Source organism: Aliiglaciecola sp. (assembly GCF_039982535.1).
GTDB lineage: Bacteria > Pseudomonadota > Gammaproteobacteria > Enterobacterales > Alteromonadaceae > Aliiglaciecola.
This window is the reverse complement of the sequence record NZ_JBDWYG010000039.1, coordinates 1-19,412: the sequence shown is the minus strand read 5'-3', so window position 1 is coordinate 19,412 and position 19,412 is coordinate 1. Positions and strand designations below refer to the sequence as shown.

General features: G+C 39.8%; 19 protein-coding genes. 10 read left to right on the top strand and 9 right to left on the bottom strand.

Features of this window, described 5'->3' with window-relative positions; translation table 11 throughout:
* Positions 1-30 precede the first annotated feature (30 nt).
* From ABJV04_RS11670 to ABJV04_RS11645, 6 genes are all read left to right on the top strand, one after another.
* The gene (locus ABJV04_RS11670; RefSeq protein ID WP_348491691.1) at positions 31-903 is read left to right on the top strand and encodes a sugar ABC transporter permease; all 873 of its coding nucleotides are present in this window, start codon (positions 31-33) and stop codon (positions 901-903) included.
* Between the two features lie 3 nt (positions 904-906).
* On the top strand, positions 907-1,737 hold the full coding sequence (locus ABJV04_RS11665) for a carbohydrate ABC transporter permease (protein ID WP_348491690.1): 831 nt from the start codon (positions 907-909) through the stop codon (positions 1,735-1,737).
* Positions 1,738-1,748: 11 nt separating this feature from the next.
* Positions 1,749-2,786 carry an ABC transporter ATP-binding protein gene (locus ABJV04_RS11660; RefSeq protein ID WP_348491689.1) on the top strand — a complete coding sequence of 346 codons (1,038 nt, stop codon included), beginning with the start codon at positions 1,749-1,751 and terminating at the stop codon, positions 2,784-2,786.
* 61 nt (positions 2,787-2,847) lie between these two features.
* Entirely contained in the window at positions 2,848-4,314 is a 1,467-nt protein-coding gene (locus ABJV04_RS11655; protein WP_348491688.1) for a mannitol dehydrogenase family protein, read from the top strand.
* Between the two features lie 23 nt (positions 4,315-4,337).
* A complete protein-coding gene (locus tag ABJV04_RS11650) occupies positions 4,338-5,051 on the top strand; it encodes an HAD family hydrolase (RefSeq protein WP_348491687.1) in 714 nt (237 codons plus the stop codon).
* A gap of 11 nt (positions 5,052-5,062) precedes the next feature.
* Positions 5,063-6,016, top strand: a complete 954-nt coding sequence (locus tag ABJV04_RS11645; protein WP_348491686.1) for a sugar-binding transcriptional regulator — start codon at positions 5,063-5,065, stop codon at positions 6,014-6,016.
* Positions 6,017-6,117: 101 nt separating this feature from the next.
* Here ABJV04_RS11645 and ABJV04_RS11640 read toward each other — a convergent pair whose 3' ends face one another.
* From ABJV04_RS11640 to rpmH, 9 genes are all read right to left on the bottom strand, one after another.
* Positions 6,118-6,936, bottom strand: a complete 819-nt coding sequence (locus tag ABJV04_RS11640; protein WP_348491685.1) for an ATP-binding protein — start codon at positions 6,934-6,936, stop codon at positions 6,118-6,120.
* Positions 6,937-6,950: 14 nt separating this feature from the next.
* Complete coding sequence (locus tag ABJV04_RS11635; RefSeq protein ID WP_348491684.1) at positions 6,951-7,598, bottom strand: DnaT-like ssDNA-binding domain-containing protein; 648 nt, start codon at positions 7,596-7,598, stop codon at positions 6,951-6,953.
* A 10-nt stretch (positions 7,599-7,608) separates the two neighbouring features.
* Positions 7,609-8,043, bottom strand: coding sequence for an FMN-binding protein MioC (gene mioC / locus ABJV04_RS11630; RefSeq protein WP_348491683.1), 435 nt, complete (start codon positions 8,041-8,043; stop codon positions 7,609-7,611).
* Positions 8,044-8,054: 11 nt separating this feature from the next.
* Complete coding sequence (gene mnmE, locus ABJV04_RS11625; RefSeq protein ID WP_348491682.1) at positions 8,055-9,422, bottom strand: tRNA uridine-5-carboxymethylaminomethyl(34) synthesis GTPase MnmE; 1,368 nt, start codon at positions 9,420-9,422, stop codon at positions 8,055-8,057.
* Positions 9,423-9,437: 15 nt separating this feature from the next.
* Entirely contained in the window at positions 9,438-9,920 is a 483-nt protein-coding gene (locus ABJV04_RS11620) for a YajQ family cyclic di-GMP-binding protein (protein WP_348491681.1), read from the bottom strand.
* Between the two features lie 102 nt (positions 9,921-10,022).
* Entirely contained in the window at positions 10,023-11,684 is a 1,662-nt protein-coding gene (yidC, locus tag ABJV04_RS11615) for a membrane protein insertase YidC (protein WP_348491680.1), read from the bottom strand.
* Positions 11,685-11,834: 150 nt separating this feature from the next.
* Entirely contained in the window at positions 11,835-12,089 is a 255-nt protein-coding gene (gene yidD, locus ABJV04_RS11610; RefSeq protein WP_348491679.1) for a membrane protein insertion efficiency factor YidD, read from the bottom strand.
* Complete coding sequence (gene rnpA, locus ABJV04_RS11605) at positions 12,044-12,412, bottom strand: ribonuclease P protein component (RefSeq protein WP_348491678.1); 369 nt, start codon at positions 12,410-12,412, stop codon at positions 12,044-12,046. The genes yidD and rnpA overlap by 46 nt, the downstream gene beginning before the upstream one ends.
* Before the next feature lie 9 nt (positions 12,413-12,421).
* Positions 12,422-12,556 (bottom strand): 50S ribosomal protein L34, encoded by a 135-nt coding sequence (gene rpmH / locus ABJV04_RS11600; protein ID WP_008842504.1) that lies wholly within the window; start codon positions 12,554-12,556, stop codon positions 12,422-12,424.
* A 546-nt stretch (positions 12,557-13,102) separates the two neighbouring features.
* Here rpmH and dnaA point away from each other — a divergent pair.
* From dnaA to gyrB, 4 genes are read left to right on the top strand one after another with little or no spacing between them, the layout of a single operon-like run.
* On the top strand, positions 13,103-14,545 hold the full coding sequence (dnaA, locus tag ABJV04_RS11595) for a chromosomal replication initiator protein DnaA (protein WP_348491677.1): 1,443 nt from the start codon (positions 13,103-13,105) through the stop codon (positions 14,543-14,545).
* Positions 14,546-14,565: 20 nt separating this feature from the next.
* Positions 14,566-15,672 (top strand): DNA polymerase III subunit beta, encoded by a 1,107-nt coding sequence (dnaN, locus tag ABJV04_RS11590; protein ID WP_348491676.1) that lies wholly within the window; start codon positions 14,566-14,568, stop codon positions 15,670-15,672.
* A gap of 24 nt (positions 15,673-15,696) precedes the next feature.
* Positions 15,697-16,797 (top strand): DNA replication/repair protein RecF, encoded by a 1,101-nt coding sequence (gene recF / locus ABJV04_RS11585; RefSeq protein ID WP_348491675.1) that lies wholly within the window; start codon positions 15,697-15,699, stop codon positions 16,795-16,797.
* Between the two features lie 4 nt (positions 16,798-16,801).
* Entirely contained in the window at positions 16,802-19,222 is a 2,421-nt protein-coding gene (gene gyrB, locus ABJV04_RS11580) for a DNA topoisomerase (ATP-hydrolyzing) subunit B (RefSeq protein WP_348491674.1), read from the top strand.
* Positions 19,223-19,412: the final 190 nt, after the last annotated feature.

Here is a 19,412-nt window from a genome sequence, read left to right as displayed (position 1 = left end):
CATATTTTTTGCTTGTAAGAGGTCTAGGTTATGGCAACAACACAATCTCGTACTTTGGCTAGAATAATGCTATTTCCATCAGTCATTTTGTTGTTGGCTTGGATGATAGTGCCCCTGTGCATGACATTGTATTTCTCTTTTTTAGATTACAATCTTCTTATTCCCGGAAATAATGAATTCATTGGTTTTCTCAATTACGAATTTTTCCTCACTGATCCGGCATTTATCGAATCATTTTTTAATACTCTTTGGCTCGTTGGTGGAGTGTTATTAATTACCATTTGTGGCGGCATAGGCTTAGCAATATTGCTTGATCAAGCTATTTGGGGTCGCAACTATGTCCGTATAATGGTGTTAGCACCGTTTTTTGTTATGCCTACAGTTTCCGCTTTGGTGTGGAAAAACATGTTCATGAACCCTGTGAACGGATTATTTGCTCACTTAGCAAATTGGTTAGGTTTTGCTCCTGTTGATTTCTTTGCTCAAATTCCATTGCTTTCAATTATTATTATCGTCTCTTGGCAATGGTTACCCTTCGCAGCACTAATTTTATTAACCGCTATTCAATCTTTAGATCGTGAGCAATTAGAAGCCGCTGATTTAGATGGAGCGGGACCTTTTAGTAAATTTTATTACATCGTTTTACCCCATTTATCACGGGCAATTACCGCTGTTATTTTGATTGAAACCATATTTTTATTATCAATATTTGCAGAAATACTGGTTACCACCAGTGGTGGACCTGGATATGCGTCAACCAATATTACCTATTTGATTTACACCCAATCATTACTTCAATTTGATGTTGGAGGAGGCTCTGCCGGAGGTATTGTTGCGGTAATTATCGCCAATATAGTCGCGATCTTCCTTATGCGTCTAATCGGCAAGAACTTGGAGGACTAAGTGATGGCTATTAATAACAGTAATAAATCAAAGATAATTTATACCCTTTTAGCGTGGACCATAAGTGGAATGATATTTTTTCCGATTTTGTGGACCTTAATCACTAGTTTTAAAACAGAAGCTGAGGCGATTTCAGCCAGTCCAAGCTTGTTTATGTTCGATTGGACGCTGGTTAACTATTCTGATGTTTTAAATCGTTCTCCTTATTTTGACCATTTCTGGAACTCTGTTGTTATTTCTGTTGGTTCTAGTTTGTTAGGACTGTTAATTGCAATCCCAGCAGCCTGGTCAATGGCCTTTGTGCAAAACAAACGCACTAAAAACCTATTGATGTGGATGTTATCTACCAAAATGTTACCCCCGGTGGGCGTGTTAATTCCTATTTATTTGTTATTCCGGGACTTTTCATTACTAGATACCAAATTAGGGTTAGTGATTGTGATGACCTTAATTAATTTACCCATCATGGTGTGGATGCTTTACACCTATTTCAAAGAAATTCCCAATGAAATCCTAGAAGCATCTCGAATGGACGGAGCGGGTATATTTGAAGAGATATTTCATGTGCTTTTGCCTATCGCACTACCTGGTATCGCATCAACATTACTACTTAACGTCATTTTAGCGTGGAATGAGGCCTTTTGGACGCTCATATTAACAGCCGCCAATGCTGCACCTTTAACTGCTTTTATCGCAAGCTACTCTAGTCCAGAGGGACTATTTTACGCCAAGTTATCAGCTGCATCAGCGATGGCCATAGTACCCATTCTCATATTGGGTTGGTTTAGTCAGAAACAATTAGTGCGCGGATTAAGTTTCGGCGCGGTTAAATAGGAGATTTTATAATGGGCAGCATTACCTTAAAAAAAGTAACTAAAAGCTTCGGCGATGTAAACGTAATTAAGCCGTTGGATTTAGAGATAAAAGATGGTGAATTCATTGTTTTTGTGGGTCCCTCTGGTTGTGGTAAATCCACATTATTACGAATGATCGCAGGCTTAGAGGATACGACCAGTGGCAACATTGAAATAGACGGAAATGACGCAACTAAAACGCCACCAGCCAAACGTGGATTAGCAATGGTATTTCAATCTTATGCGTTGTATCCCCATATGTCGGTTCGTAACAACATCGCTTTTCCATTAAAGCGGGCTAAAGTTCCACCAGCTGAAATTGAGGCAAAAATCACTTCAGCGGCGAAGATCCTGAACTTAGGCGATTATTTAGATCGTAAACCGGGTCAACTCTCTGGTGGTCAACGTCAACGTGTGGCAATTGGCCGCGCTATTGTTCGTCAACCTTCGGCGTTTTTGTTCGATGAACCTCTATCTAATTTGGATGCGTCATTAAGAGTGAATATGCGTCTTGAAATCTCTGAGTTACACAAGAGTTTAGCGACAACCATGATTTATGTAACCCATGATCAGGTTGAGGCGATGACCATGGCTGATCGTATTGCCGTATTCAATGCGGGTGTTATCGAACAAGTTGGTACACCTATGGAGTTATATAAAAATCCGGTTAACCGTTTTGTTGCTGGTTTTATAGGCTCACCAAAAATGAACTTCATCGATGTTGCACCTGTTGATGGTGATCCAACACGAAGCATAGGTGTACGCCCAGAGCACATAAAGGTGACTCAGGAGCAAGGCTTATGGGCTGGTACAGTCGGTGTGATAGAGCACCTAGGTTCAGAAACATTTTTGCATGTTCACGTTGATGGGGTAGGTACTTTGACAATCAAAGATGATGGCGAATGCCCATTGGAATACGGTGATCATGTGAATCTAACTGCTCCACAAAACAAAATCATGCATTTCGATAAAGATGGTGTGACCTTAGCATCATTATCTTGGGGCGAAAATGTTGTTGCTGCCCAATAATAGTTAGCGAGTTTAGGAGCTCTAGTGGCTGCTAAACTCGCATTTTAACGGATAAATTCTTATGGCAATTCAATTGAGCTATCAATCACTTGAAGCATTACCAAATAATATTGGTAAACCTAATTATGATAGGGATTCGTTGTCTGCAGGGATTGTGCATATTGGTGTTGGTAATTTTCACCGTGCTCATCAAGCTATGTATTTACATCAATTGTTTAATACGGGTGAAGCACTAGATTGGGCTATTCGGGGGGCTGGTACGAAATCTTTTGATGCGGTTATGCGCGATAAACTTAAGCCTCAAGATTGGTTAACAAGTGTTGTTGAATTAGATAGTGAAGGACTAACCGCGCAAATTTGTGGGTCGATGATCGACTTTATTGAAAATGATGAAGTAAGTTTAATTGAAGCCTTATGTGGCAGTGAAATACGTATAGTGTCGTTAACCATTACTGAGGGTGGTTATTTCATGGACGACAAAACCGGTGGATTTAACATTAGTCACCCGGAAATTCAGCAAGATATAACTAACTTTAGTCATCCAAAAACGGTTTTTGGCATCATCATTAAGGCGCTACAGTATCGTCGTGATAATCAAATAGCTCCCTTTACAGTAATGTCTTGTGACAACATTCCCCACAATGGATTGGTAAGTAAAAGAGTGGTTGCACAAATGGCTCGGCAGATTGACCCACAATTGGCCGATTGGATTGCAGACAAAGTCAGCTTTCCTAATTCAATGGTAGATTGTATTACGCCTGCTACATCTGATCTTGAGCGCGAAAAACTAACGAGTTTGTTCGGTATCAATGATAATGCGCCAGTATTTTGCGAACCGTTTCGACAGTGGGTGATGGAAGATGATTTTGTAAACGGTCGTCCACCGCTGGAAAAAGTAGGTGTCGAGTTCGTTGAAGATGTAGAACCCTTTGAGTTAATGAAATTACGTATTCTCAATGGTGGTCACGCAGCAATAGCTTACCCTGCAGCCCTTTTGAATATAGCTTTCGTTCATGAAGTCATGGCAAATCCTTTGATTAGCCATTATCTTAAAAAATTGGTTAGCGAAGAAATTATTCCCACTTTAAATGCCGTACCTGGGGTGGACTTTGACCAATATTTTTCGCTAATTGAATCGCGTTTCTCAAATCCTGAAGTACGAGATACCGTTCCAAGATTATGCCAAGATGCATCTAATCGCTTACCTAAATTTATATTACCCATAGTACAAGCCAACTTAGACCAAGGGAATGATTGTAAAGGGTTAGCTTTAGTTATCGCTCTGTGGTGCCGTCTATGTGCAAAAGCAGCGGATCCTGAAGGTGCGATAACAATTCAGGACGAACAAGCTAATAGATTGATAAATCAGGCAATATTAGCAAAAGATAATCCATCTATATTTTTGCAAATGCACGATATATTTGGGACACTTGGTGATCAAGATATCTTTGTTCAACACTTTTCTAATTGGTTGAACAGTTTATGGGATGTCGGTACTTGTAGTACGTTAAAACACTATTTGTCGTAATCTTCTTAAATGGTAATACTGTCATGTCTCAAATCAACACCTCGCTTTCACAGTCTTCAATTGAATTGGTTATTTTCGATTGCGATGGGGTTTTAATTGATAGTGAAATTCTTAGTAAGCGAGTGTTGCTAGCAATGCTTGAAGAGCTTGGCGTGAGTATCTCTGATAATTATTTCGATACATATTTTCTCGGACAAAGCTTTAAATCTGTTACTGAACGGGTATTGATTGATTATTCTGTGCAGCTAACTGAGCAGTTTCGTGCTAGTTATTTAGAGGCTTTGTTACAGGTTTTTGCTGAAGAATTAGTGCCTACTGATGGCCTTAAAGAGATGTTATCTAAGTTGCATATTAACAGTTGTGTTGCTACTAGCAGCAGTCCTCAACGGGTTAAATTTGCATTAGAAACCATAGGTTTGACGGACTTCTTTGGCGATAGAGTAATTACTTCTTCAGAGGTGAAAAATGGTAAACCTGCTCCTGATATCTTCTTACATGCTGCATCGAAATTAGGTGTTGAACCGAAAAACTGTTTAGTTATAGAGGACTCCCAAGCAGGAATTCAAGGTGCGATTGCGGCGAACATGCAGGTTATTAAGTACGCCGGTGCAAGTCATTTAAAACATAAAGGTTTATTAGAAGCGGATATTGCTAATAATGTGGCGACCATATTTGAATGGCAGCAATTATTTGAATTGCTGCCTTCACTCAGTTCAAGCAAACCAATGGCGAGTTAAAAGAGGTAAAAGTGGTTAAGTTAACAAATGCTGAAATGCGCAAGCTAGATGAAGCTGCACGAGCCGGTTGGTTGTATTATGTTGCCGGCCAAACGCAAGACGAAATAGCTAAAAAACTTAATGTTTCCCGTCAATCTGCCCAACGCATGGTGGCTTTATCAGTAAGTAAGGGATTAATTAAAGTACGCTTAGATCATCCCATAGCAAAATGCATGGACTTGGCCGTTAAACTTAAAGATCGCTTCGGATTGATTAGTTGTGAAGTCGTGCCTAGTGACGATTCGGATTCTACCTTAGGATTAGCTCAAGCCGGTGCCGATGAAATAGAAAAGTTCTTAAAATCCAGTCAACCTAAAGTGCTTGCCATGGGAACGGGTCGGGTATTGCGGGCTTGTGTTGATGAGCTATCATCTTTGGACTGTGAGCAACATAAGATTGTCGCGTTGCTGGGAAATATGGCACTAGATGGTTCTGCTTCACCTTACGATGTTGTCGTGCGTATGGCAGAGCATATTAAGGCCAAACATTATCCAATGCCCTTACCTGTGCTGCCTCGCAGTAAAGAAGAAAAAGAACAATTACATTCACAACGTAATATTGCCAGTAATTTGGCCTTAGCGGCTAATGCAGATGTGACTTTCGTGGGAATTGGTAATCTTGGTATTAATTCGCCGTTGATGTTGGATGGTTTTATCACCAAAGATGAGCTTAAAGAATTACAGAATAAAGGTGCGGTCGGCGAGATCATTAGTTGGGTATTTGACCGCAATGGTAAGTTATTGGATTGTGCCGTAAATGATAGAGTGGCCAGCACTCCTTTAGCGGTAAGCTCTGATAAACCAGTGATTGGTATTGCTGCCGGTCAGGATAAAGTCGATGCTATCCTTGGAGCCCTGAGATCTAAGATGATTAACGGACTCATCACCAATGAATACACCGCAGAAAAAGTACTAAGTCTGGATTAAACTCAACGCCTAATGCACAGGAGAAAATGTAGCTGTTCCTGTGGCTAGCGCTCCATTCGTTCCATTGCTGGGGTAAATAGTGAAGAGCTGACCACAGTTTGCTATTTCACCTGGTTGGGTTGATAACCACTGCTAACATTCATCGGCTCTGGAGCTTGAGGGATAATTTCTCTGCGGCGGCTAGGACCAGAAAATTTCACTTTGTATGTGTCATATTCTTTGATTGATTCAAAACAATACTTACCCAATGCATTTTCCAATTCAGCTAAATTGTGGTTGGTGATCAATATACAATTTTTATGATTAACCAAGCGTTGACGTAACAGGTTTCCCAACCAACTTTGTGTGTTCTTTTTCAGCATAGTTTCGTTAACACAGACTTCGTCGAGAATTAATAAATCTACGTCTAAAAGTTCTTTCTGTATTTCTCTAAACTGCTCTGCCACGTTATCTGTTGCATTGTAATCATAAGAAAAGAAGCGCATTTCTAACAAGCTTGAAAGCTGTCTATACAATACTGATATTTCATATTGGTCGATGAGCTGGTGGGCTATTGCGCCTGCTATATGCGATTTTCCGCGGCCATAATCACCATAGAAAATCATCATATGGGAGCCACTTGAGCGCCAAATGGGATCATCATGTGCGGCAATAAATGATTGCGCAATACTGACCGCTTCAATCACATCATCACTGTCTTCTATCAGGGTTTGGAAATTCCATTTGGGGTTGAGATCAGAGCGTCCGTGGATTTCTTGAATACGTCTTAGTTTGGCTTCTTGTTGCATTTTTTTGACGTCTTCGTTGGCTAAGCGCTCGTATTGGGCGCGCACCTCTTTGTAGTCAGTATAGGTATCAGGAACATTGGTTTTACCTAAAGCTCTCGCCAATTGATCTAATTTTTGTTTGATACTGTCCACGTATTTCCGCTCTTCTATGGTTGCTTTTTACTATATTTGGCCACTAATTGCTTGGCGTTATCGTCAGCTTCAACACCGGCTTTAGGTGTGACCCACTGGTTGCCTACCTTTTGCACATTTTTAACGCCACTGGCAACTCGCCTTTGTTTTATCTGAAAAACAAATTTCTGAGTCCATTGATATTGACTAAATTGTAGTTCAGGTCGACCCATCCAGTAGGCAATAAATTCGCCTAATTCATGCTGGCTGTAGTCTTTATCAATAATCCCAATTAGAGACGCTAAATCTTCAAATGCAGCCTGATGGGGTTTCCAATTTGCTGTCATGCCACTCCATTGTAAATGAAGGCTAGGGTAGTCGTCTTGTTTAATATTTAGCAGCGGTAACCGAATACATTGTTGATTGAAGCTTTTATCTAATGAAGCGTCTGGTTCAATTTCAACTAGCTGGTGTTTTACTAGTTCTTTAATCAGCCCATTAATTTGCCTTCCCAAGGTAAACTCGTTGTTTTTACCATTTAAAAGTGCAATTAATTGTTTGTAGTTCAGCGGTGCTGTGAGTCCTGTTTTTTCATCTGCAATTGGACGCAAGCCGAGCAAATACAAGACTCTAGCGTCGTTGCTAAGTGCTTGGGTGAGTGCCGCTTGTTCCGATGAATTCATAATACCTAAACTAAATTTGTTGCAAGTAGGAGGTTAGCCATTCTACGGCAGGTTCTTCAGGGATGGGGTGGTTGAGTACATCAATATGAATTGCTGGAGCCAGTAATTTTGCTCCACTGTTTAGTAATAGTTCTTGCATTGTTTTGGCACCATAACAGTAAGTGTCATAACTACTATCACCTAAACCAACCACTAAAAATTCCACATCATGCAATGCTTTTTGTTTAATTTGTTTGGCAAATTGTTGGATATTATCGGGTAATTCTCCGGCCCCATGGGTGCTGGTGCATATTAACCAATTGCCGCTATTGGGGATATCAGCAATATCAGGATCTAAATGGGTTGTTGCACTATGTCCGTTAGCTTCCAAGGTTTCTAGTAAGGCATCGGCAACATATTCGCTTGCTCCTAACATAGTACCTACAATGATTTCAAAATTTGCCATGTTATTGCCTTTTATTTACCGATACAAAAAGAAGAAAAAATACGTCCGAGCAAATCATCTGAACTAAACTCACCGGTAATCTCATTTAACGCTTGCTGGGTTAACCGCAGCTCTTCGGCCAGAATTTCGCCAGCGATATGGTCATGGAGTTGCTGTTGCCCAATCTCTAAATGCTCTGCTGCTCGTTCTATAGCATCTAAATGTCTTCTTCTGGCAATGAATTGTCCTTCAGAACTTTGATCAAACCCCATACATTGTTTGAGATGCTCAGCTAAGGCGTCAATGCCCTGATTTAAACTGGCTGATACTCGGTAGACTGGGGTATCGCCATGTTGTTCAAAGCCGACTGACTCCCCCGACAAATCCACTTTGTTTCTGACCAAAGTAAGGCCCATATTTTTAGGCAGTTTTTGCATAAACTCAGGCCAAATTTTATGGGGATCGTTTTCGTCACTTTCGCAGCTATCTAACATAAATAACACGCGGTCGGCTTTCTGTATTTCTTGCCAGGCTCGCTGGATGCCGATTTGTTCTACTTTGTCTTCGCTTTCTCTGAGTCCTGCGGTATCAATAATATGCAGTGGCATGCCGTCTAAGTGGATATGTTCTTTAAGCACGTCGCGAGTGGTGCCTGCAATATCCGTTACTATGGCTGCATCACGTCCGGCCAAGGCATTGAGTAGGCTCGATTTACCCGCATTGGGTTTACCTGCAATTACCACCTGCATGCCTTCTCGTAACAAACTACCTTGTTTAGCTTGTTGTTTAACATTCTTCATTTGGGTAATGATGTCGCTGAGATCATTTGCCACTTTGCCATCACTCAAAAAATCGATTTCTTCTTCAGGAAAATCGATGGCGGCTTCCACATACATTCTTAAGTGAATGACTTTTTCCACCAGCTGGTGGATCTGGGCTGAAAATTCGCCTTGTAACGACCGCATGGCGCTTTTAGCAGCTTGCACTGAACTAGCATCAATTAAGTCGGCTATGGCCTCTGCTTGGGCTAGGTCGAGCTTATCGTTTAAAAAAGCTCGCTCACTGAACTCTCCCGGCCTTGCCATACGTAATTTGGGTATTGTTAGTATTCGCTTTATCAGCAAATCTAGAATAATTTGACCACCATGACCTTGCAGTTCGAGTATGTCTTCACCGGTAAACGAATGGGGATTTGCAAAGAATAACGCAATCCCTTGGTCCAAGGTCTGTTTGTGTTCATCTAAGAAAGGCAAATACTCTGCTTTTCTGGGCGTTAACTCTTTGCCTAGCAATTCTATGGCAACGGTTGTTGCTAGGGGACCTGAAACCCTAACAATGCCCACACCGCCACGGCCAGGAGCTGTGGCTTGAGCAACAATAGTATCAGTTGGTAATTCCAAAATAGTATTGCCTGACTAGTCGCGGAAGTTGTTAAATTGCAATGGTTGACCTAAATCTTCACTTCTAAGTAATGCCATTACTGCTTGTAAATCGTCACGCTTTTTACCATTCACGCGAAGTTGATCGCCTTGAATGCTAGCTTGTACTTTCATTTTTTTGTCTTTAATCAACTTCACAATTTTTTTCGCGATAGGTTGCTCAATACCTTGCTTGAACTTAACGGTGCGACGGTGTGTCTTGCCGCTTCGTACTGTATCTTGCGGATCCATGGCATTAGTATCTAATTTACGCTTAGAACAGGCATTACGTAGCATGTCTGTTAGTTGTTGAAGTTGAAAGTCACCTTCAGCTGTTAGCACTACTGATTCATCTTTGTATTCTATTGAGGCTTCCACCCCTCTAAAATCAAAACGGGTACTGAGTTCACGATTGGCGTTCTCGACTGAATTGCGAACTTCGTTCATGTCGATTTCTGAAACAATATCAAAAGAGGGCATTTATTTCTCCTGTACGAATTTTGGGTATATTGTAAACCTGTAAACATAGACAAAAAAGCCCGCAATGGCGGGCTTTCAATTTTATTTAATGCCATACACGCTTTATTTGGCTTTTAATCCACGCTTTTCCATGGACGAGTAAATAATTTTAGCTTGTACCAAGGTAATCACGTTACTGATCAACCAGTATAAAACCAAACCAGCAGGGAAAATGAAGAAGAATAAACTCATTGCTACTGGCATCCACTGCATTATTTTCTGTTGCATTGGGTCTTGGATGGTCATTGGTTGCAGTTTTTGCAACAAATACATACTCAAGCCGGTTAGTACGGGTAATACAAAGTAGGGGTCTTTAACGGATAAATCTGTGATCCAGAATATAAAGTCAGCATGTCTGAGTTCCACACTTTCCAATAGTACCCAATAAAGAGCTAAGAAGATTGGCATTTGTAGAAGTAGAGGGAAGCAGCCACCCATAGGGTTTACTTTCTCTTTTTTATACATTTCCATCATGGCTTGAGACATTTTCTGTCTATCATCACCAAAACGTTCTTTTAGCTGTGCCATTTTAGGCGCTAAATTACGCATCTTAGCCATAGACTCGTATTGCTTTTTAGTTAGCGGGTACATCGCCCCTTTAACAATAATAGTGATGATGATAATGGCTAGACCCCAGTTAATGACGATACTTTGTATAAACTGAAGTAACGCGAACAGAGGTTGAGAAATCCACCAAAGAACACCGTAGTCAACCGTAAGGTCTAAACCGCGGGCTATTTTAGCCAAAGCGTCTTGGTCTTTAGGACCCATGTAAAGAGTACTTGAAATGGTAGTTGAATCACCAGGTGCTACTTCTACAGGTGCGCCTTTGAAACCAATAGCAGCGTATCGAGCTTGAACCACTGTACTGTACAACTGGTTAGTGTCTTCTTGAGGTGGTACCCAGGCAGAAACGAAGTAATGTTCCAACATGCCAGCCCAACCACCAACGGTTGTTTCATTTAGTTTTTCATCTTCCATGTCATCGAAAGAGAATTTTGAATAACGGTCATCTTGTGTAGAAAACGCACCACCACGATAGGTAGGCATAAACATGCTGCTTTCAGTACCTTCAATAGCTTGTTTTAACTGACCGTATTGTTGGTATTGTTTAACCTGTGAGCTGCCGTTAACCACTTCGTATTCGACTTTAACGTCGTGGTGACCTGGAGTGAAAATGAATCGTTTCGTTACGACCACACCATCAGCAGATGTCCATTTTAAAGGAACTACCAACTCTGCATTTTCCATAACGAATTCTTGTTGACTCACTACGTAAGCTGGACGCCCTTTTTTCGAATCAATTGCGTCTCTGCCAACTAAACCACTTTGAGCAATATACAAACTAACTGCGTCTGGGCGTAATAAGCTATATGAATCGTCAGATCCTTGTGTAACAGGGAACTTACGAAGATTGGCTGAAACTACGTCACCGCCGCGGGTATCAATTAATACGTCTAAGGTGTCTGATAAAACATGAACCACAGAGTTAGTTTGCGTGGCCGTTGGGTTGACACTTTCAACTATTGTCGATTCTGGTACATCACCGCTGTCGTCTATAATAGTCGAAGGGGGTAAATCAGAACTAGGAGTGGACAAAGGGGCGGGTTCAACTATTTGAGCAGGTTGAACTGGTTGAGGACCATAGTCCTTTTGCCATTCTTGCCATAATAGAAAACTGACCAATGCTAGGCCAATTATCAAAAAACTGCGTTGGGATTCCATATAATACTCTTTAACTACGTGTTCAATTTTGCGATTTTTTACTATCGCATTTAGCTTTTCACAAATAGATTAGTCTATTTATGAACGTATTTATTACATCTCATTTTTTACAGGGCGAAATAGTATAGGCAAATGAGGCAAATGATAAGTTCATTCGTGTTTTTTCGCCTTATTTTCCGGTACATGGTCAATACCACCTGGATGTAAGGGGTGACATTTACTCATTCTTTTAATTGTTAGCCAGCTTCCTACCCAAAACCCATGTTTGGAAATTGCTTCTATACCGTACTGAGAACAACTTGGATGGAATCGGCAATTTTGCCCTAGCATAGGAGAAATCCATCGCTGATATTGACGAATCAACCAGACTGGGATTGCGCGCAACGCTTTGAGAGCTTTTTCCATAATTTTCCTAACAACAATGTGATTTGTTGATTCGTCATTGTGTCTAAGCCACTTTTTCCGACAACAACTATATCAGTGTTTGGCAATTGGTGTTGATGCATGCGAAAACTTTCTCTGATAAGACGTTTAATGCGATTTCTATCGTGGGCTTTTTTGACGCGTTTTTTGGATATAGTAATACCCAGCCTAGGATGATCTAGCTGATTAAAACGGCCTAACACAGTGAGTTGAGGTGAAACTGAGGGTATGGCTTTTTGAAAGACTTTTTCAAAGTGAGTGGGAGTTAAAAGTCTTAGCTCCCGAGAAAACGAATTTTCACTCACTTTGAGAAATTAGGCTGATAAACGAGCACGGCCTTTAGCACGACGATTAGCAAGGACTTTACGTCCATTCTTTGTCGCCATACGGGCACGAAAACCGTGTGAACGCTTACGCTTTAAGTTACTTGGTTGAAATGTTCTTTTCATGACCTAGTCCCGATACATAAAGGTTAATACAAAATGAACTTCAATAGACGTTTAACCATTGCGCTCAAAAAGGATGCGGAATACTAGAGATATTTATAGCGCTTGTCAATCATTGATCGCGAAGATCGTTAAATTAATTGAGTTTATTTTTATAAAAAAATTATTAACTGTTGATAACTGGTTTATTTTAGTTGATGTTATCCACAAACTACCAATCTATTTTTCTTAAATAGTGATTTTAATAGATTATTTTTATCCACCTTTAAATCGAAATAAAATAAAGTTGAGTGTATTTTAATTTTTATAATATTTTAAAATATATAATAAAAACAATGATATGGGTGGTATTTGTCACCTGTTTAGTAAATTAAGTTCAATTCAGTATTGCACTTGGTAGGGGGAATGCGAGATAATTCACAACCCTTTACATAAAAGGGCTAAAACAAGAACAATAATTGGACAATTCACACTTAGTCGGGTGCTTTCAATTATCGAGTTATTTTAACTTTTAACGGGCTGTAATGGCCTCGTGACGGACTTCTTTTAATGTCTTTATGGAATAGATGCCTTGATCGTCTTCAACACGATCTTTCTACGCAAGAATTTAGTATGTGGATAAGACCGCTAAAAGTTTCAGAAGATAATCTCTACGTAACTTTGTCTGCTCCTAATCGATTTGTACTAGATTGGGTACGCGATAAATACCACAGCCGAATCACCCAACTGCTTGAAGAGTTTTGTGGTACTGATGCGCCCAGTTTGTTATTGGAAGTTACAGCTAGACAAGGTGCAAACTTTTCGTCAAATAATAACAACACCTCAAATAACCAATCTGCTGCTAATAATGGTGTAGCTAATACATCCAGAGATAATGGTGCTCAACCTCCAGTTAATGAAAGAAGTGCCGAACCGCAAAAACCTGATAACAAGGACTTTAATCAGAAGGCGACTGTATCTAGTCAGGCCCACAAGAGTAATATTAATGTTACCTACAAGTTTGATAACTTTGTCGAGGGTAAATCAAACCAATTAGCACGAGCCGCGGCAACTCAGGTGGCTGATAATCCAGGTGGTGCATACAACCCATTATTTATTTATGGCGGAACGGGTTTAGGTAAAACTCACTTATTGCACGCCGTGGGTAATGGCATTATTGCTAAAAAGAAAAATGCTACCGTGGTGTACATGCATTCGGAACGTTTTGTTCAAGATATGGTTAAAGCATTACAAAATAATGCCATTGAATCTTTTAAACGTTATTACCGCTCGGTGGATGCGTTATTAATAGATGATATTCAATTTTTCGCTAATAAAGAGCGTTCGCAGGAAGAGTTTTTTCATACCTTTAATGCGTTGTTAGAAGGTAATCAACAAATCATTCTCACCTCTGATCGATACCCAAAAGAAATCGATGGGGTAGAAGATCGTCTAAAATCTCGCTTCGGTTGGGGATTAACCATTGCCATCGAACCGCCTGAGCTAGAAACTCGGGTAGCAATTCTAAATCGCAAAGCGTTAGAGAATAAAATCAACTTGCCTGATGAAGTCGCATTTTTCATTGCTAAACGTTTACGTTCAAACGTAAGGGAATTAGAAGGTGCACTAAATCGTGTTATTGCAAATGCGAATTTTACAGGTCGAGCGATAACAATAGATTTTGTGCGTGAAGCACTTCGAGATTTGTTAGCACTTCAGGAAAAGTTAGTTACTATTGATAATATTCAAAAAACGGTAGCTGAATACTACAAAATTAAAATCGCAGATATTTTGTCAAAAAGGCGCAGTCGCAGTGTTGCTAGACCAAGGCAAATGGCAATGGCGTTAGCGAAAGAATTAACCAACCATAGCCTTCCAGAAATTGGAGATGCTTTTGGTGGAAGGGACCATACTACTGTTTTGCATGCATGCAGAAAAATAGTACAGCTAAGAGATGAAAGTCATGATATAAAAGAAGACTATCAGAACCTTATTCGCACATTATCTTCTTAAAATAAAAAACGAGCTTATAAATGAAATTCACCATCAGTCGGGAAAACTTTCTTCAACCTCTTCAATTAGTCTCTGGTGCTGTAGAGAGACGTCATACTTTACCGATATTATCCAACGTACTCATTAAAGTCAGTGATAGTTCACTTTGGCTAACAGGTACGGATCTCGAGGTAGAGCTAATCTCTAACGTGACCTTAACAGGGGAATTTGAGGAAGGCGAAATTACAGTTCCTGCCAAAAAACTTTTTGATATTTGCCGTGGTTTAGGTGATGAAAGCGAAATTAAATTTGAAGTTGATGGTAATAAAGCTCTAATTCGTTCCGGTCGTAGTCGTTATTCATTATCTACATTGTCAGCTAGCGACTATCCAAACTTAGAAGATTGGGAAGGGGAAACTGAGTTTGAAATTTCCCAAGCTAACCTTAAACATTTAATTGAAAGCACACAGTTTTCAATGGCACAGCAAGACGTCCGTTATTATTTGAATGGAATGAGTCTTGAAACTGAAGAAGATATTATTCGTACTGTTGCCACTGATGGTCATAGATTGGCTTTGTGTCGTTTGAAATACACTGCATCTCCATTACCTAGTCGCCAGGTTATTATTCCTCGCAAGGGAGTTTTGGAAATAAGTCGCCTTATCGAAGCTGATGACAATTTGGTTAAGGTGCAATTAGGTTCAAATCATATTCGAATTTTTTCCACTGATTTCATCTTTACTAGTAAATTAGTTGATGGTCGTTTCCCAGATTATCGCAGAGTGCTTCCTAAAGATGGCGATAAAATCATTGAGGCCAGCAAAGACGTTCTTAAAAATGCTTTCTCACGGGCATCTATTTTGTCTAATGAAAAATTTAGAGGCGTACGTTTAAACCTTTCTAAAAATGAATTGAAGATTACCGCCAATAACCCAGAGCAAGAAGAAGCAGAAGAAATTGTTGATGTTTCTTATGAAGGGGATGGGGAGTTGGAAATCGGTTTTAACGTTGCATACCTAATTGATGTGTTTAACTCTTTGGGTTCTGAAAACGTTAAGATTTCCTTAGCGGATTCTAATAGTAGTGCTTTGATAGAAGATGCTGCTGATGACTCGGCTCTGTACGTCATAATGCCCATGAGACTGTAGTCGTTATTTAGGAAACATCTTTATATGAAGCTGGACAAAGTCCAGATACAACATTTTCGAAATCTGCAAAATGTTGACATTTCACCTTCGCCTTCGTTGAATTTTATATTTGGTCAAAACGGTAGTGGTAAGTCTTCTTTCTTAGAGGCTCTCCACTACTTAGGTTTTGGCCGTTCATTTCGAACTCTTAAACATAAAAATGTCATTCAATACGATACCCCTGAATTTAGCATTTTTAGCGTTGTATCAGATTCTAAGAATTCATTAAAACTTGGAATGTCTCGTAAAAATGACGATTCTTTATTGGTTAGTGTGAATGGCAATAAATCCAATAAAATGTCGGAACTGGTAAGCCACGTTCCCATTCAAATATTTACTCCCCAAAGTTCAGATTTAATTATTGGCAGTCCATCTTTACGCAGACGATTTTTAGATTGGGGATTGTTCCACGTGGAACCATCCTTTATACAAACGTCCCAAGAGTACCAAAAATTAGTAAAACAGAAGAATGCGCTTCTTCGAAAAAACACCTTGACGAACAGTTACGAATATAGCACTCAGATGCAATTCTGGGACAAACAAATCATAAAGGTAGGAAACCACCTTACAGAATTAAGAAAAGCTTACCTAGATAGCATTTTGGCGCATATAAATGCCAATTTATTGCAATTTCTACCTGAGTTTTTGGTGGAAATCTCGTATCATAGGGGTTGGGAAAAAGACGCTTCGCTTGAAGAGTCGATTAGCAGAAAATATGAAAGAGATTGTCGAAATGGTTATCTAAGCGTTGGTCCGCACAAGGCTGATCTCAAACTGAAATGCAATGGCGTTGAAGTTTCAGAAACCTTATCTCGCGGTCAACTGCGAATGTTAGTCGCGGCATTACAACTTGCTCAAATACAGCACCTAAGTAGTCAGACAAAAAAGTCTTGTGTGTTTCTATTGGATGATATTGGTGCTGAGTTGGATGAGACTAAGCGAGAATCTTTTATAGATAAATTACTAGAAAATGAAACACAGCTTTTTATAACAGCAATTGAAAAATCTCAATTACTGTTTATAGAGAAATACAAAAACAAGAAAATGTTTCACGTGGAACATGGCCATATGAGAGAGGAGAACTAATCAAATGGCAGAAGAGAATAACTACGATTCTTCGAGTATTAAAGTACTTAAAGGATTAGATGCAGTAAGAAAAAGACCTGGTATGTATATTGGTGATACAGACGATGGTACAGGTTTGCACCACATGGTTTTTGAGGTGGTTGATAATTCCATCGATGAAGCCCTTGCTGGTCACTGTTCGGAAATTAATGTCAAAATTCATACTGATGGTTCTATTTCTGTATCGGATGATGGTCGTGGTATTCCTACAGAAATACATGAAGAAGAGGGTGTCTCCGCAGCTGAAGTTATTATGACAGTACTTCACGCCGGTGGTAAATTCGATGACAATTCCTATAAAGTTTCCGGTGGATTGCACGGTGTTGGTATTTCTGTTGTAAATGCATTATCAAAAAGACTGACTATGAAAATCCGTCGCTTAGGTAAAGTCTTTGAACAAGAGTATGTTCATGGTGTGCCTCAAGAACCTTTAAAAGCCGTTGGTGAATCTGAAACTACGGGTACTACAATTCGTTTTTGGCCGAGTGAAGATACCTTTACCAATGTGGAATATCACTACGATATCCTAGCCAAACGATTAAGAGAATTAAGCTTCTTGAACTCAGGTGTTTCCATTGTTTTGTCTGATGACAGAGATGGTAAAAAAGACCACTTTAAATATGACGGTGGTATTTTAGCTTTTGTTGAGTACTTAAATAGAGCTAAAACATCTGTTCATTCCAAGATTTTCAATTTTACTTCAGAAAGGGAAGATGGCATTTCTGTTGAAGTGGCCATGCAATGGAATGATAGTTTTAACGAAAACGTGTTCTGTTTTACAAATAATATCCCTCAACGGGATGGTGGTAGTCACCTCGCTGGCTTCCGTGCAGCATTAACTCGAACGTTAAATAACTACATGGAAAAAGAAGGCTTAAACAAAAAAGCCAAAACCAATGCAAGTGGTGACGATGCAAGAGAAGGTTTAACGGCTGTTATTTCCGTTAAAGTCCCTGATCCTAAATTCTCTTCACAAACCAAAGACAAGCTGGTTTCTTCTGAAGTTAAACCTGCTGTTGAAACTGCTATGGGTGAAGCCCTAACAGATTTCCTTTTAGAAAATCCATCTGAAAGTAAGATCATCATTGGTAAGATTATTGATGCTGCTCGTGCTCGAGAAGCTGCTAGAAAAGCGAGAGAAATGACTCGCCGTAAAGGTGCTTTAGACTTAGCTGGATTGCCTGGTAAATTGGCAGATTGTCAGGAAAAAGATCCTGCTAACTCTGAACTTTACATAGTGGAAGGGGACTCAGCGGGCGGCTCTGCAAAGCAGGGACGTAACCGTAAGAACCAAGCGATATTGCCACTGAAAGGTAAGATACTTAACGTTGAGAAAGCGCGTTTTGATAAGATGCTTTCGTCTCAGGAAGTTGCTACCTTAATTACTGCATTAGGTTGTGGTATTGGTCGTGACGAGTATGATCCTGAAAAACTGCGTTATCATAAAATCATTATCATGACAGATGCTGATGTCGACGGTAGCCATATTCGTACATTGCTATTAACGTTCTTCTACCGTCAAATGCCAGAAATCCTAGAGCGTGGTTATATTTACATTGCACAGCCACCGCTTTATAAAGCGAAAAAAGGTAAACAAGAACAATACCTTAAAGACGACGATGCGTTGACCAATTATCTAACGTCAATTGCATTATCTGACGCTTCTATACATGTTAATTCTGACGCACCTGGTATCTCTGGAGTTGCATTGGAAAACTTGGTTAATCAATACCATTTAGCTGTTAAAATGATCAATAGAATCAGTAGGTTATACCCTAAGGTTTTAGTTAATCAACTGATCTATAGTGATATTTTAGAAGTGTCTGACCTTAATGACCCTGCAAAGCTTGAAGCTTTCGGTAAAACTTACATTGCTTCTTTATCTGACGACGAATCTGATGGAGCTACATATAGCTTCGAAATTAAAGATGACGTAGAGCGCAGTAGTCATTACATATCCATTATTTTGCGTCAGCATGGTATTGATACTGAATATAAGTTTGATCACGACTTTGTAGATTCAACTGAATACACAAAAATCAAAGAGCTTAATGCAGCAATCAACGGCATTATGGAAGAGGGTGCTTACGTTAAGCGCGGTGAGAAAACCAAACCTGTTTCTGATTTTGTTAGTGCGTTGGAATGGTTAATGTCTGAATCAAAACGTGGACAATATATTCAGCGATACAAAGGATTGGGTGAGATGAACCCTGGCCAATTGTGGGAAACGACAATGGACCCAGATAATCGTAGAATGCTACAGGTAACCATTGAAGATGCCATAGGTGCAGATTTATTGTTTACCACACTAATGGGCGACCAAGTGGAACCTAGACGTAACTTCATCGAAGAAAATGCGTTAAGAGTAGCTAACCTAGACGTATAGGATTTGAGTCTGAGAGCAGACTTAAATCTCTAATACTAACGATATCAAAAGCGCTGAAGATTTTATCTTCGGCGCTTTTTTTTGCTTAAATTTAATGATCGTTTCATTAAGGTTTGCGCTTAAATTCGAATGCCTAAGAAAAACAGCTTGGTATTTGTTAGTTACGGTGACTTGTATAGGAACTAGGAAG

Coding starts and splice junctions, on each gene's coding strand:
- ABJV04_RS11670 (WP_348491691.1), top strand. CDS start 31: ATGGCAACAACACAATCTCGTACTTTGGCTAGAATAATGCTATTTCCA.
- ABJV04_RS11665 (WP_348491690.1), top strand. CDS start 907: ATGGCTATTAATAACAGTAATAAATCAAAGATAATTTATACCCTTTTA.
- ABJV04_RS11660 (WP_348491689.1), top strand. CDS start 1,749: ATGGGCAGCATTACCTTAAAAAAAGTAACTAAAAGCTTCGGCGATGTA.
- ABJV04_RS11655 (WP_348491688.1), top strand. CDS start 2,848: ATGGCAATTCAATTGAGCTATCAATCACTTGAAGCATTACCAAATAAT.
- ABJV04_RS11650 (WP_348491687.1), top strand. CDS start 4,338: ATGTCTCAAATCAACACCTCGCTTTCACAGTCTTCAATTGAATTGGTT.
- ABJV04_RS11635 (WP_348491684.1), bottom strand. CDS start 7,598: ATGAATTCATCGGAACAAGCGGCACTCACCCAAGCACTTAGCAACGAC.
- mioC (WP_348491683.1), bottom strand. CDS start 8,043: ATGGCAAATTTTGAAATCATTGTAGGTACTATGTTAGGAGCAAGCGAA.
- ABJV04_RS11620 (WP_348491681.1), bottom strand. CDS start 9,920: ATGCCCTCTTTTGATATTGTTTCAGAAATCGACATGAACGAAGTTCGC.
- yidC (WP_348491680.1), bottom strand. CDS start 11,684: ATGGAATCCCAACGCAGTTTTTTGATAATTGGCCTAGCATTGGTCAGT.
- yidD (WP_348491679.1), bottom strand. CDS start 12,089: ATGGAAAAAGCTCTCAAAGCGTTGCGCGCAATCCCAGTCTGGTTGATT.
- rpmH (WP_008842504.1), bottom strand. CDS start 12,556: ATGAAAAGAACATTTCAACCAAGTAACTTAAAGCGTAAGCGTTCACAC.
- dnaA (WP_348491677.1), top strand. CDS start 13,103: ATGTCTTTATGGAATAGATGCCTTGATCGTCTTCAACACGATCTTTCT.
- dnaN (WP_348491676.1), top strand. CDS start 14,566: ATGAAATTCACCATCAGTCGGGAAAACTTTCTTCAACCTCTTCAATTA.
- recF (WP_348491675.1), top strand. CDS start 15,697: ATGAAGCTGGACAAAGTCCAGATACAACATTTTCGAAATCTGCAAAAT.
- gyrB (WP_348491674.1), top strand. CDS start 16,802: ATGGCAGAAGAGAATAACTACGATTCTTCGAGTATTAAAGTACTTAAA.